Source organism: Pauljensenia sp. C0254C2, assembly GCF_056583835.1.
Genome location: NZ_JBWPJO010000005.1, coordinates 117,343 through 131,585 on the forward strand (window position 1 = coordinate 117,343; position 14,243 = coordinate 131,585).

Genomic DNA, 14,243 nt, shown 5'->3' on the forward strand with positions numbered 1-14,243 from the left:
CCTAGTAGTCCAGCCCGCCGCGGCGCCACTCGTAAATGTAGGGCACCGTGATCAGGGCGATAAAGGTCAACATGACAACAAGCCCGAACAAGCCCAGCTGGTTAAAGCTGACGGCCCACGGGTACATAAAGACGACCTCGATGTCGAAGATGATGAAGGTCATCGCGACGAGGTAGTAGCGCACCGGGAAACGGCCTTCCTCAATGTGCTGAGGGCCTGGATCAATGCCACATTCGTAGTTGTCAGCTTTGGTGCTGTTCTTGCGTGTGGGTCCCAGGATCGCTGATGCACCCAGGCCGCCCAGCGCCAGCACGATGGCTGCTGCGGCCATAATCAGCAATGGCACGTAGGGATTGGTCATTGTTCCTCCCGGTTATTGACGAGGGCGGTCAGCCCGATGGCACAACTGCAACACGGAGATTGCTGAGTCGATCTCATACCTTGGGCACCACCTTCGTGAGGGTAGTAATCAGACGGTCGTCCCATTGACCGCCGCTACGTTCAAAACCATCTGATAACAGTTTATGGACAAGTGTCATCAAGCGTGGGATTCCAAGCCCCGTATGTGTACACAAGTGCATCACTTTCGGGTTCTCGATCAGCCGCACGAAGATTCGTCCCATGGAATAGTACCCGCCATATTCCTGTTTCATCGCATGAGGGTACTCTTCCATCGCCTTATCCATGCCGGCAAGCGTCGTGCGGGCAAGACCCTGAGCCATCGCCATTGCAGCAAGACGACCCGCTTTCAGGGCCGGCGCGATTCCCTCGCCGTTGAAGGGTGAGACCATTCCGCCAGCATCACCCACCAGCACCAGTGAGTTCGCGTAGTGGGGTGTGCGGTTAAAGCTCATCGGCAACGCTGCGCTGCGCAGGGAGCCAACCTGATTGTCAGGCGTGAAACCCCACTCGTCGGGAAGGGAATCGACCCATTGCTTCAGCACTTTGTGGTACGGCAGTTTGGTTGCCTTCGCATCTGAAGAGACTGATCCCAAGCCGACGTTGACGGTGCCGTCACCCATCGGGAAGATCCAGCCGTAACCGGGCAGCGGTTCGGATTTGCCGGGCTGTCCTGCATACAGTTCGAGGTGGGATTCCATCCATTCTTCATTTGAGCGAGGTGAGCGGAAGTACGTGCGTGCCGCCACTCCGAGGGGACGGCGCGGATTCTTTTCACGTCCCATTGCGGTGGCCAGTCGCGCCGACACGCCGCCTGCATCCACCACAAGTTTGGCGTGGAACTCGACATCTTCAGCGTCTTTACCCTGCCCGATGCGCGCGCGCACGCCAGTGATGCGCCCAGTTGAGTCAGTCAACGGTCCTGTCACCGTACAGTTTTCGACCAGGCGCGCACCACGATTGCATGCGTGCTGAATGAGGTCTTGGTCGAGTTCCGTGCGGCGACGTGTCATGCCGTATCCGGGCAGTGATTTTTGGTCAGGCCATTCCAGTTGCAGGCGATGCCCGCCACCAATGACCGTCAATCCGCGGTTACGCGTCCACGTGCTTGTATCGACGCCCATCACAATGAGTTCGTACACGGCTGCAGGGGTCAGCCCGTCGCCGCATATCTTGTCCCGCGGGAATGATGCTTTTTCAAGTACGAGGGCATCAATGCCGGCACTTGCCAGGTGGTAGGCAGTTGATGCACCTGCCGGCCCGCCACCGACGATTACGACGTCAGCATCATCATGCTTCGCCACACCGTCAGACACAGTGTCTCCTCTACTTGTTGTCAAGCCTCATTCGACTAGCACCCTACTCCGATTGCCCCAAAGGGCACATTTCGTCATTTTGGCGCGAAAAAAGACTGGTTCTTTGATGTATTTGAGAAAGGGGGCCTTTACCTATTTCAGGTATCGTGAAGCGCGTCTCATTGGGCACGTCGGGCACGATGCAGCGCAACGATGCCGCCTGTCAGATTCCTGTACTCCACGCTCTCCCATCCGCTCCGCGCGATCATCTGCCCCACAGTGATCTGGTCGGGCCAGCTCTGGATCGTCTCAACCAGGTAGTCGTACGCCACGTCGTCAGATGAAACCAGGCGTGCCAGCGTCGGCATGACCACCATCTGGTGGATGCGGTACAGGCGCGAGAAAATCGGGTCAGTCGGGTGGGAGAATTCACAGATCACCAGTCGCCCGCCCGGTTTCGTCACGCGTGCCATTTCACGCAAGGCGCGTTCCGGGTCGCTGATATTGCGCAGCCCGTACGACATGGTCACGGCGTCGAATGTCGCGTCTTCGAATTGGAGGTTGGTGGCATCGCCCTGAACAAATGAGATCTCCGGGTGGCGCGCACGGCCTATCGCAATCATTCCTTCTGACAGGTCGCACGCCGTCACGCGTGCGCCACCGGCAGCGATCGCCGCAGCTGATGCACCGGTTCCGGCAGCAAGGTCGAGGATTTCCTCCCCAGGCTTGCCATCGATTGCAGTGCGCAATGCGCGCAGCCACACATGATCCATCCCACCGCTGGCAAGTGCATTCATCATGTCGTATCGACGTGCCACGGAATTAAACATTGCCGCAACTTCGCCGGGATCCTTATCTAGTTGCGCGCGCACGCCCGCCGGTGAGCTGTCGTCATTGAGGTCAGCGTCCTGGTCATAGACGTCGTAGTTCAGACCTGCCGTTTCATTCATGTCTCTATCTTTTCATGGTCTGGATACGATGGCCTCATGTCTGGCACTTTCGGTTCCGTATCTCTCAATGGCAAACTCCACGTCTCTATTGCATCACTACCGCCTTCACACCTCTGTGCGACGCGTCCGCTGGCCTCACTGCTGCCCAGCCCTGCAGACGCGTTGACGTGGTTGGGAGATCGCTGTTCGATCGTTGCCGATGGGCGCACTGCCACGATCACTGTGACAGGTACACAGGCCATCAGGCAGGCGTCGTCAGAGTGGACGAACGTGTGCCAGGACGCCCTCGTCGATACTGATTCGACAATTGACGAGGGGAGCTCACGCCTTTGTGGACCGGTTGCATTGGCCTCGTTCGGTTTTGCATGGAATACGCGCGGTGTCCTGATCATTCCGCACACCGCAATCGTCGAGCGCGATGGCGCGCGCTTCGTGATCACGACGGCGCTCGACCAGGATCCTGCTGATCCGATTCAGGCAGCCTCCGCTCTTGCCGAGGCAGCGCTCAGTACGCAGCTGACTACGCCGAAAGGACTGATGACACAGGCCGGGCGTATGACGCAGAACCAGTGGCTCAGCGCGGTGCGCCGCGTGATCCGGCGCCTGAACTCGGGAGCAGCATCGAAAGTGGTGATGAGTCGCGACATGGTCGTGGACAGTCCGACCGCTATGGATGAGCGATACCTGGTCACCCAGTTGCACGAGCAGTTTCCTTCGACCTGGACATATGCCGTTGCCGGTTTAGTGGGCGCCACACCGGAGATATTGGCGTCTAAAGAAGCTGATCATGTGTACTCGCGCGTCCTGGCTGGCACTGCAGCTCCCGGAAATGCTGACGAGTTGATGTCGTCAGATAAGAATCGTCGTGAACACGCGCTGGCCGTTGAATCTGTCACCCGCCGCCTCGAACCGATGGCCACGTCCGTCGAGTGCCCGCCCGAGCCTAGCGTGATCGAACTTCCAAACGTCATTCACCTGGCAACCGAAGTCAACGCTGTTGTGCCGGATCACTCCCTCCTCGACGTGGTGGCTGCTTTACATCCCACGGCAGCGGTGTGCGGCACACCGACAACACTGGCGTACGATCTGCTGGAATCCTTCGAGCAGACGCGTCGCGGCCGCTATTCAGGCCCGGTGGGCTGGGTCGATGCGAATGGCGACGGTGAGTTCGGCATTGCGTTGCGATGCGGACAGTTCACGCGTGAGCGCACACAGATCCGTGTCTTCGCTGGTGGGGGCATCATGCCTGACTCCGTGCCGGAGATGGAACTGGCCGAAACGCGCGCGAAGATGTCCCCTGTTCTGGACGCGCTGGGCGTGTAGATTGCGCGATTGGGTACTGGTGGTATCCGCCTAACGGAAGTATCGGCGGCCGTGCGGCGCGGCGTGGTGTGGTTGCCTCGGTGACGACGCTTCGGCGGCGCGGCGTGGTCACGTCGGTGCGGGCGTGCACCGACCCCTCAAACTGGCGGGCGCACGTGCACATACCCCTAAAAAGTCTCGCCAGAATGCACATACCCCTAGAAAAGGCGGTTCGCCATTTCATCGCTTTCCCATATGCGCAGGTCACGGGGTGTTGCGCGGAGAGCGCCAGCGGACGGTCGCGGTTCTTCTAGGGGTATGTGCACAAAATGCCGAAGATTTAGGGGTATGTGCACAAAAAGATCGAAAATCTAGGGGAATGTGCACGATTCAGCCTTAAATCTAGGGGGTCGTGCGCCGGCAGTCGGGCGATGCGTGAAAAGAGCCTCTACCTAGATGACGATGCTGGCGGACATGCGGGAACTACATGCGGCTGGGAGGTTCGGGTCAGGATCTCATCGAGAGCGCTGCGCACGCTGTCAGGAACCACAAGGTATTCGGGTTTGTGCGGCCACTGTATCGTCGGGGTTGGCTCACCCAAAGAGGCGAGGCCACCCAAAGCGCGTTCACCTTCCTCACGAATCATCTCGATCGCGCGTTCCTTGGCCGGATAGCCGATCTGCGCCTTGAACAGCAGGTCGAATGCGTCATCAAACCACGGATCGTCCGCCACTGTCAGTGCTTCCGCAGACATCTCAACCGTAACCTGCTGATCTGCCGGAACGTCAGCAATCGTGACTTCATAGGACAAGGTCTTGTTGCAGTAGGTCAGCGCCACGCGTTCAGAGGCAACCTTGTCGTTGTTGACGGTGATCGTCACGTCACCCTCGTCAATGGGCGCAACGCCGCGGAAGACGAGGGTCCACGTGCGCGTGGCCGGGAGAACGTCGACATGGTCGGCAGGCGGGTAAATGGTGAAGGTGCGCGTGTCGGAATCATCGGCAGGCGACCAGTTCAGTGAAAGAGTGGTTGCGGCCCATGCGACATTTTCCTGTGCGGCTCCGTCATCTTCCCACAGGACGAACTCACCATTATCACCGGGCATGACGATGACGCGCAGATGCTCGGGGTTGTCAACATTGTTGAGCTGGTCGGGCGCGTTATCCTGCAGCGGGATGATTGCGCCTGCGGGAGCGAAAACCGGGTAAGAATCCAGATCGCGCCATACGCGCAGGCGACGGCCGGCTTCACCGCGAGATTCGACGCGTCGACCTGTAAAGAAATCGAACCACGTGCCGCGCGGGAACCAGACGTCGGCCTGGGCTTTCATCGTGTCGTGCTCGCGTGGATCAGTGATGGCAGCGACCAGCAGCTGCGAACCGAAGCGGAATTCGTGCGGGTGATCGCAGGCATCGGCAGTCTCGGGTGCCTGCCAGTACATCGGCTCCACGAGCGGCCGCCCCTCGTAAGCTGTGTGCCTGTTCATCGTGTACAGGTAGGGAATCAGTTGGTGGCGCAGACGAAGTGCCTGGTTCATCACGCTGCGCGTCTCGTCGTGGAAGTTCCACGGCTCCTTTGAGTTGAAAGCTGATTCAGTGGAGTGCAGGCGGTTGATCGGGCTGAAGGTACCCAACTGGTACCAGCGTGCCTCCAGTTCTTCATCGCGCACACCGAACATATGTCCGCCGATGTCGTGGCTCCACCAGGAGTATCCGATGTTGGAGGCCGTGGATGTGAAGAAGGGTTGGAACTTGAGCGAGTCCCACGACACGACCGTGTCGCCGGAGAATCCAACCGGGTAGCGGTGTGAGCCTGGCCCTGCGTAGCGCGAGAAGGTCAGCGGGCGCTCCCCTGCCTGCGCGGAATCGAGGAAATGCAGGTGGTTGATCATCCATAGCGGGTCCAGGCCGGGCTGACGGGTTGTTCCGCCTTGCTGCCAGTCAAGCCACCAGAAGTCGACCCCTTCCTTTTCCATGGGGTGAATGACTTCTTCGAAGTAGATCTGCATGAAGCGCGGATCTGTCAGGTCAAATTCGGCCGGGTCCTCACTGGCCGGATCGATTCCCATGCGTGTGGCGACCCGCTGGTATGCCTCTTCAAAGGCACGGATCCCGTCGGCCGGATGCAGATTCAGCGTCGTGCGCAGCCCCCGTTGATGGAGCCAATCGAGGAACTGTTCAGGTTGCGGGAACAGGTCACGATTCCATGTGAATCCAGTCCATCCGGTGCCGTACTTCGGGTCAATGTCGTGGACAAGGTGCCAGTCCATGTCGATTACGGCAACGGACAGTGGCACGCGCTCGTCCTCAAAGCGTGTGATGAGCTCGCGGTATTCCTCGTCCGAATAGGCGTGGTAGCGGCTCCACCAGTTGCCCAGTGTGAAGCGCGGCAGCAGCGGGGTCGGGCCTGTCAGCTGATAGAAGTCGCGCACCGCGTCCGCAAAATCATGCCCGTAGGCAAACAGATAGAAGTCGTGGGACGAGGGTGTCGCTCCGGACGGCTCATCCGGATTACGGGGCTGGACCCACGTACCGAATGCGTTGTCATGCCCGTCAACTTCGCTGACTTCGCGGATCAGGTTGGACTGGGAATCATCGATCACAGCCCACCCGTCGAATGCTGCGAGGCCTTCGTCCAGTTCAACAGGACCGTCGATCTGGTCGAGTGTACGGGCGGTGCCGCCCAGGTTGGCCCGAGCCGGTTCCGAGAAACGCCAGGTGGATCCCACGCCCTTGATAAACGCAGACAACCCGAAACGGGAAAACGGTTTTTCGTCGTAGGTGATACGCACAGCGTCCGTATCGATCAGGACGCGCCCGTCGCGCCGAGTGACGCGGAATTTTGGAGTATCCCCAAAACTGCGGTTCAGAACGATCTGAGTGGCGTCGTCAACGAATTCGTCGGTGTCGGACCATTCGAATCGGATCAGCCGGTCGGTGATGATGCCGATGCGCCAGTGGGGCCCGCTCACTGTTCGCTGCGGATCCATCGAGGGGCGTGCCCCTATTTTGTCCATACTGAACAGTGAGTCGGCCACCATGGCGCTGTATCCTTCCAAGTTCAGGAGATATTGACCCGTTTAACAAGATGTTGACACGAGCATAGATCCTGGCATTTCTATTTCTGGATCTGCGATTGGAGTGTCACATCTGCACTGGCCAGTTTGCCGTCACGCACATATTCGATGCTGACGTGGTCGCCTCCAGTGTAACGGCGAATGTAGCCGGTCAGAGACTTTCCGGATTCAACCGCATTACCGTCGACGGCGGTAATGACGTCACCAGCTTTCAGCCCTGCCTCGGCCGCGGCTGAGCCATTGTTGACCTCGCTGATGGCGGCACCCATGCGCGTGGTGCCATCGACTGTGGCTGTGCCGGTTGTAATGAGCACGCCCAACACAGCGTGGTCGACTTGTCCGTTCGCGATGATCTGTTCAGCGACAGACTTCACGAGGTCCGATGGAATTGCGAAACCAAGTCCGATCGAGCCTGCAGATGAGGAATCTGAGCCCATAGATGCGATCGATGAGTTAATACCGATGACTTTGCCCTGGGCGTCAAAGAGCGGTCCGCCGGAGTTTCCCGGGTTGATCGAGGCGTCCACCTGAATCGCATTGGTGATGACCGATGGGCTGGTTTCCTTGTTCTGATTTTGAGGAAGCTGTCCGAAGGGGTCACGTGGGTCGATCTGCTGCTGGTTGTCCTGTTGTTCGGTTGCCACCTCGACTGGGCGGTTGAGTGCTGAAACGACGCCGGTGGTGACGGTTGACGACAGACCCAGTGGCGATCCGATCGCCATCACGTCCTGTCCCACCTGGACATCCGCAGATGACCCGAATGCGGCGACAGACAGGTCTGCGGGAGGATCCACAATCTGCAGCACGGCCAGGTCGGTACTCGAATCGACGCCGACAATTTCGGCGGCATAGATTCGCCCGTCAGACAAGGTGACGCTGATTCGACCATTTGAGGCATTTTCAGCCGCTGATACAACGTGGTAGTTCGTCACGATGTGACCGGCTGAGTCGTACACGACGCCCGATCCGATGTCGGCGGTTTGCCCGCCTTGGACGTTGATGGACACCGTTGCGGGAGAGACCGCTGCGGCAACTTCTGCCCACGTCGCATCGCTGCTGATGACAGGTGCAGGCTGTTGCGAGGCGTGCGAGCTCTGCGAACTGGTAGCAGTTGCCGTCGAATTATCTGAACCGACAAATTCATTAATCCCCCACGCGCCGCCAAGCGAGAGGGCAACGGCCACAAGCATCGCAGCAGCAACTGCGCCCCAGCCCGGCCCATTTTTCCGCGTCTTTCGTGCACGTTTCGTGGAGGATGCCGGCGCGGCAGTGGCGACTCGACCATAGGAAGCGGATCCAGACTCTGGGTTCGGTGATGCATAGGGATTGCGGGAATCATGCGAGTACTGGTCACCTCGTGACGCACCTGCATACTGGCCGGATTGCGTGTACTGGCCGTTCGCCCCCTGAGCATACTGGCCGCCCTGCAGGTATTGCGTGCGCTCAGATGACTCACCTTGGTCATACGACTGCCTGTGCCCGTACGACTGGCTCTGGCCACTCGCCGCACTTTCTCCATACGACTGGGAGCTCGGGGCTACGAAGCCATCGCTGCCGCCTGCGTAGGCCGAAGAACCGCGCCCTGCATAGCTGGGCCCGTCCGGGCGGATATATTCCGTCGAGTTCGAGGGCGACCCGTAGGCATATCGGGATCCCTGCTGAACCTGCCGGCTCTGTCCGCTTTGCTCACTCGACTGGCCCTGATTTCTCTGATCGCCCTGATCGCCCTGATTTCTCTGATCGCTCTGATAACCTCGCTCCTTGAGATCACTCTGTTCACCCAGATCACTCCGTTCGGCGCCATCGCGATCGGAACGCGGCAGGTCACTCGGCGGCATATATGCCGACGAGTGGTCAGAGGTTTCCTGTGGCGCGTAAGCGTCGCGCCCATCTGGTGTCTCGTTCTGATCATTGAATTCAGATCGAGGAAATTGCTCGTTTGTCATACGTCCTTCTTTTTCTGGTCTGTGTGATGCCCAGTATGACAAGGGATCTTCCAGATGACCTGAAGGTTATCTGGAAGTTTTCTGAGAACGTGAAGGTGTGAGAATTCTCCGCATACCGTCAGCATCCCTCGTCAATTCGACATGAATCACAGACGGTTCATCGATGGGGAGCGCCAGGGCCTCTGCCACATCATCCAGGCTCACGGCCGCGCAGTAAGACCACCCGTAGGCTCGGCATAGTGATTCGATATCAACGCTCTGCGCGCAGCCAAACCATCGCTCGTACATCGATTGAGGTGCCTGTCCATGTTCAAGCGAGGCGAAAATGGATCCGCCCTGATCGTCCAGGACAATGATCGACAGCGCTCCACCACCGCGAAGCGCCAGTGCCGACGCATCATGGAAAAAAGTCAGATCCCCCATTACCGCGCGCACGCGCGCACCGTTGGCACTGCAGCCCCACGCCGTGGCAATCGTGCCGTCAATCCCGGCCAGACCGCGGTTCGACACGACGCTCGCCTGGGCAGGCGTACGGATCGCCAGGTCGAAAGCACGCACAGTGTTCGATGCTCCCAGAACCAGTACGTCGGTTCCAGTGTCGCGCCAGATCAGGTCCGCCACAGTGAGCATAGAGAACTGCTCGGGATCGAGCGCATCATCGGCATACCCTGAACGCTCACGCAGACAGTCACACCACTCGCCCCCCTCGCCCAGAGGCACATCACACAGCGAGGGCACAACGCTGCTCGCCCTGCCTGCAACATCTGGCCATTCCGTATGCTCGCTGACCACTACGATGCGAATATCATCGCGCGCAAGAAGCCTGGAAACAGGGCGCGACAACGTCGGTCGCCCCGTCACGATGACCTGCTCGATCTGGCTGAGCACGTCACTGTCACTGAGAATGCTTTGCTGATGCGGAATCCACGCGGAGCTTCCTGTCAGCTCACTGGTCGGCTCAGCGAGCAGCGGGATCCCGGCGCGCTCAGCCCATGCGGCGCTGTCGCGATGCGCACCGTCGCCGGCAATCATCACAGTGCGCAGATTCGGATCCACCACCTGCCGCCACGCGACCGGCTCACGCTCACATAAGAAGAAGCGGGTCGCAGAAACGGCGGGGTCACCCTCGTCCATCAGGATTTTCTCAAGGTCACCGGCACTGGCAGGTGCAAGAGGATCACGAAGTGCGACATTGAGGTGGACCGGGCCGCGATCGGTGGCTGACCATCCGCGAGCGGCAGCGACGAGGCGTCCAACGCGGGCCGTCAAAGCCCGGTCAGCAGTGGTATCAGCGGGAATGTCACACGTCATCGACACGTGCGAGGCAAAGATCCCCGCCTGCGTCGTCGTTTGCGAAGCTCCCACGGATCGCATTTCGAAGGGACGGTCAGCGCTGACCACGATCAACGGCAGATGGGAATGGTGAGCTTCGGCGATGCCGGCGTGCATCTCGGCAACGGCTCCACCTGACGTCATGATCAGCGCAACGGGCCGAGGCTCATGTGCCGCAGGAGTGAAGTCAGGTGTGGCCAACTCGTCGGCGCGAGACAGGCCGCCTGCAAAGAAGGCGGCATCACGCTCATCGAGCACAATCCACGTTCGGATATCGAGGTGGCGCTCACACGCGTCAAGCGCATAGGCGAACGGGGCTGATCGCGACCCGGGACTGTAGACGAAGTCACGCACACCGTGAGCTGCGAGCGCACGAACGATTCCAAGAGCAAGGCGAAGTGACTGAGTCATTGGCGTTCCTCATTCAGCACGGCGCACATGGCGTCTAATCGGTCGATCCACCTGTTCCGGCATCCGGCCGGCAGGGGGCATGCGTCAATCAATTCCTCATCCACTCTCATGTCATGCACCTGAATTCGGCCTGACTCCACTTTGAGCGGTTCGCGCACGGTGTCAGCAGCGAACAGTTGCGCAGTTGCCAGTCCGCACGCCGTTTCGACAGGCAGGCAAGCCGCCAGTTGGAGGCCGCGCGCCAGCCCAATGGATGATTCGAGGGCGGAGGAGACCACTACTTTGATGCCAGCTCGTTCAGCAATCTCACGTGCTGCGCGCGCCCCTCCCAGCGGGGCAAGCTTGATGATCGCCACGTCGGCAGCGTGAGCACGAATAACGGCATAGGGATCTTCGGCACGTCGGATCGACTCGTCAGCGGCTATTGGCACGTCAACGCGGGCCCGCACGCGCGCCAGCTCTTCGACTGTGCGGCACGGTTGTTCCGCGTATTCCAGGCCACCGGCGCTGGCCGCTGCTTCGTGCAGCGCAGTAATCGCCGCGATAGCAGTGGGCACGTCCCACGCCATGTTGGCATCGATGCGCACATGCGGATCATCGCTGATGCGGGCAAGCTCGCGGGCAACAGCGGCAACGCGTTCACAGTCCTGGTCCACAGTCATCCCCGGGTCTGCCACCTTCACTTTGGCGGTCGTACATCCTCCGCTGGCTTGCACACGCTCGGCTGCCTGAGCTGGCGTTCCGACAGGGATCGTGACATTGACGGGGACGCTGGTGCGCCGGGCCGTGGGCGGCGTCTGCGTTGCAGCTTCGAGGGCGGCCATCAGCCACCGTGAGGATTCAGGCGGGCCATAATCCCAAAACGGCGCCGCTTCTGACCAGCCTTCAGGGCCGTGCAGCAGGAGGCCTTCTCGCTCCGTGACTCCACGAAAGCGCGTGATGAGCGGCGTGTGGTAGATCAGGACGGTGTCGATAGCGTCCAGCATGCGGCGCGTGGCCGGTGCCAGCTCAGCGATGCGGACCTGTTCGATCGCGCATGAAGCGCCCGATCTTTCGCGAAGCGGATCGCCTGAGATTTGAGAGTGGTCATTATGTAACATCGCAGCCCTCCACGTAGGGTGGGATCATGATTCTGATTGCCTTGCTCTTCGGATTGATGGTGCTGGCAGCGGCACTGTGGCTGCGTACCGATTCTCCGCGTTCACGATGGTGGCAGAACGCGAACGGACTGGTGGATGAGAAAATGGCGTTCGCCACGATCCCGGGCCTGGCTGGCGTGCTGCTCGGCATCAGTATCCTCGCATTGGGGTCGATGATTCCCAACCCCGCTGGCCGCTGGATTACAGGCGCGGCAGGTGCTCTGCTCCTCATAGCCAGTATTGTCGTCTCCATGATGGCCTTTGGACGAAAGCCGTTGCCGTCGTGGCTCACGCCTTCGTGGTATCACTCCGACCCAAAGCGGCGACCATAACAGCTTTAATCGTGTGCATGCGGTTCTCGGCCTGATCGAAGACGATGGAGCGCGGCCCCTCAAACACCTCGTCGGAAACTTCGATTCCATCCAGGCCAAACTCGTCAAAGATCTGCTGTCCGACGGTGGTCTTCAGATCGTGGAATGACGGCAGGCAGTGCATGAATTTCGCATCGGGACCGGCTTGTGCCATGAGCGCTTCGTCAACGCGGTAGCTGCGCAGCAGGTCGATGCGGTGCGACCACACATCCTTAGGCTCCCCCATCGACACCCAGATGTCCGTGTGGACAAAGTCGACGCCAGCGACTGCGTCGACATCCTCGGTAATGGTCAGACGCGCACCCGACTCGTCGGACCGTGCCTGAGCCGCCTCGATGACGTCCTGCGGTGGCCATAGTTCCTTCGGTGCAATGATGCGGGTGTCCATGCCGAGGATCGCGCCGTTCACCAACAGGGACCGCCCCATGTTGAAACGCGCGTCCCCGACGTAGGCGTAGGCAATGTCATGGTCGTCCACGCCCTCGCTGTGTTCTCTCATCGTGAGTGTGTCAGCCAGCATCTGCGTCGGGTGCCATTGGTCGGTCAGGCCGTTGAATACCGGAACGCCTGAGTACTGTGCCAGCGTGTCCACAACTGATTGGTCGTCACCGCGGTACTCGATCGCGTCGAACATACGTCCCAGCACACGAGCGGTGTCCTCGATGGATTCTTTGTGTCCCATCTGTGAGCCTTGCGGATCGAGGTAAACGGTGTGGGCTCCCTGGTCTGCCGCCCCGACCTCGAATGCGCAGCGCGTGCGTGTCGATGTTTTCGCAAAGACGAGGGCGACGTTGCGTCCACTCATGAGTTGTTGTTCAGTGCCATTCTTCTTGGCTGCTTTCAGCGCTGCTGACAGGCATAGCAGGTTGTCCCATTCTTCGCGCGTGAAGTCAAGTTCACGAAGCAGGGATTGTCCGGGGCGCAGCATGGATGACAGATCTGTACTCATGGCTTCCAGATTAGCCGCTAGTGTGGAGGTCATGAGTGCTCTTCCATTTGTGTCCGACACCTTCGATCCTGATCGCTGGCGTGTTGTCGAGGGGTTCGAGGACCTGACCGACATGACGTATCATCGCGGAATTTCGCGCGGATCTTGCGACGGAGCGGCAGCCGGACAAGATCTGCCCTGGGTTCGTATTGCCTTTGATCGCCCAGACATTCGCAATGCTTTTCGACCGCTGACTGTCGATGAGTTGTACCGCTGTCTGGATCATGCGCGGATGAGCAGTGATGTTGCCGCGATCATCCTGACTGGCAACGGGCCGTCTGCCCGTGACGGTGGCTACGCGTTTTGTTCGGGTGGTGATCAGCGTGTTCGAGGCAACGACGGGTACCGCTACGAGGTGGATGGTGCTGACGCGGACGCCGATGTGTCGAGCCGGCGTGAGCAGATCGATCCGGCTCGGGCGGGACGTCTGCATATTTTGGAGGTTCAGCGCCTGATCCGCACCTGTCCGAAAGTCGTGATCGCTGCAATTACCGGGTGGGCTGCCGGTGGCGGTCACTCATTGGGAGTCGTGTGTGATCTGGCGGTCGCTTCCCGCGAACATGCTCAGTTCATGCAAACGGATGCCAACGTGGGGTCCTTTGATGCGGGGTACGGTTCGGCGCTGCTGGCCCGTCAGGTCGGTGATCGGCGCGCACGCGAGATTTTCTTCCTGGCTCGCCGCTATGACGCGGCAGAGGCGGAAGCGTGGGGAGCCATCAATCGTGCGGTGCCGCATGAGGATGTGGAAAATGTGGCGCTGGAGTGGGCGCACACGGTTGCCGGCAAGTCTCCGCAGGCGATCCGCATGTTGAAGTTTGCGTTCAATCTGGCTGACGATGGTCTTGCCGGGCAGCAGGTGTTCGCCGGGGAGGCAACCCGGATGGCGTATATGACGGCGGAGGCTCAGGAGGGGCGTGACGCGTTCCTCGAGCACCGCTCCCCCGACTGGTCGATCTTCCCGTACTACTACTAAAGCCGGCCGGCTGACAGCTGGCCATTCATACTGCTGACGCGTGGCCCGTTGTCGGGTGACC

At 59.9% G+C, this 14,243-nt stretch carries 11 protein-coding genes; 3 read left to right on the plus strand and 8 right to left on the minus strand.

The window, feature by feature from the left end; translation table 11 throughout:
- Window position 1: 1 nt before the first annotated feature.
- From AC1DA5_RS05475 to AC1DA5_RS05485, 3 genes are all read right to left on the minus strand, one after another.
- Window positions 2-361 carry an NADH-quinone oxidoreductase subunit A gene (locus AC1DA5_RS05475; protein WP_058237197.1) on the minus strand — a complete coding sequence of 120 codons (360 nt, stop codon included), beginning with the start codon at window positions 359-361 and terminating at the stop codon, window positions 2-4.
- Window positions 362-434: 73 nt separating this feature from the next.
- Window positions 435-1,715, minus strand: a complete 1,281-nt coding sequence (locus AC1DA5_RS05480; protein WP_058237198.1) for a geranylgeranyl reductase family protein — start codon at window positions 1,713-1,715, stop codon at window positions 435-437.
- Window positions 1,716-1,873: 158 nt separating this feature from the next.
- Window positions 1,874-2,524, minus strand: a complete 651-nt coding sequence (locus AC1DA5_RS05485) for a ubiquinone/menaquinone biosynthesis methyltransferase (protein WP_257590439.1) — start codon at window positions 2,522-2,524, stop codon at window positions 1,874-1,876.
- A gap of 156 nt (window positions 2,525-2,680) precedes the next feature.
- On the opposite strand from AC1DA5_RS05485, the gene AC1DA5_RS05490 reads away from it, so the two are divergent.
- The gene (locus AC1DA5_RS05490; protein WP_070725364.1) at window positions 2,681-3,967 is read left to right on the plus strand and encodes an isochorismate synthase; all 1,287 of its coding nucleotides are present in this window, start codon (window positions 2,681-2,683) and stop codon (window positions 3,965-3,967) included.
- Between the two features lie 427 nt (window positions 3,968-4,394).
- On the opposite strand, the gene AC1DA5_RS05495 is transcribed toward AC1DA5_RS05490, so the two are convergent.
- The 4 genes from AC1DA5_RS05495 to AC1DA5_RS05510 all read right to left on the minus strand — a co-directional run bounded on the left by AC1DA5_RS05495 (window position 4,395) and on the right by AC1DA5_RS05510 (window position 11,811).
- Window positions 4,395-6,986 carry a glycoside hydrolase family 31 protein gene (locus tag AC1DA5_RS05495; RefSeq protein WP_257590301.1) on the minus strand — a complete coding sequence of 864 codons (2,592 nt, stop codon included), beginning with the start codon at window positions 6,984-6,986 and terminating at the stop codon, window positions 4,395-4,397.
- Between the two features lie 77 nt (window positions 6,987-7,063).
- A complete protein-coding gene (locus tag AC1DA5_RS05500) occupies window positions 7,064-8,968 on the minus strand; it encodes a S1C family serine protease (RefSeq protein WP_257590302.1) in 1,905 nt (634 codons plus the stop codon).
- A gap of 66 nt (window positions 8,969-9,034) precedes the next feature.
- Window positions 9,035-10,711 carry a 2-succinyl-5-enolpyruvyl-6-hydroxy-3-cyclohexene-1-carboxylic-acid synthase gene (menD, locus tag AC1DA5_RS05505; RefSeq protein ID WP_092648799.1) on the minus strand — a complete coding sequence of 559 codons (1,677 nt, stop codon included), beginning with the start codon at window positions 10,709-10,711 and terminating at the stop codon, window positions 9,035-9,037.
- Window positions 10,708-11,811 carry an o-succinylbenzoate synthase gene (locus AC1DA5_RS05510; protein ID WP_092648800.1) on the minus strand — a complete coding sequence of 368 codons (1,104 nt, stop codon included), beginning with the start codon at window positions 11,809-11,811 and terminating at the stop codon, window positions 10,708-10,710. The genes menD and AC1DA5_RS05510 overlap by 4 nt, the downstream gene beginning before the upstream one ends.
- A gap of 26 nt (window positions 11,812-11,837) precedes the next feature.
- Here AC1DA5_RS05510 and AC1DA5_RS05515 point away from each other — a divergent pair, with 26 nt between their 5' ends.
- Window positions 11,838-12,182: a hypothetical protein gene (locus tag AC1DA5_RS05515; RefSeq protein ID WP_058237203.1), complete on the plus strand. Its 345-nt coding sequence runs from the start codon at window positions 11,838-11,840 to the stop codon at window positions 12,180-12,182.
- Here the strand turns inward: AC1DA5_RS05515 and argF are convergent.
- A complete protein-coding gene (gene argF / locus AC1DA5_RS05520; protein WP_092649141.1) occupies window positions 12,139-13,170 on the minus strand; it encodes an ornithine carbamoyltransferase in 1,032 nt (343 codons plus the stop codon). The two genes, AC1DA5_RS05515 and argF, sit on opposite strands and share 44 nt — an antisense overlap.
- 31 nt (window positions 13,171-13,201) lie before the next feature.
- Here argF and AC1DA5_RS05525 point away from each other — a divergent pair, with 31 nt between their 5' ends.
- Entirely contained in the window at window positions 13,202-14,182 is a 981-nt protein-coding gene (locus AC1DA5_RS05525) for a 1,4-dihydroxy-2-naphthoyl-CoA synthase (protein WP_092648801.1), read from the plus strand.
- Window positions 14,183-14,243: the final 61 nt, after the last annotated feature.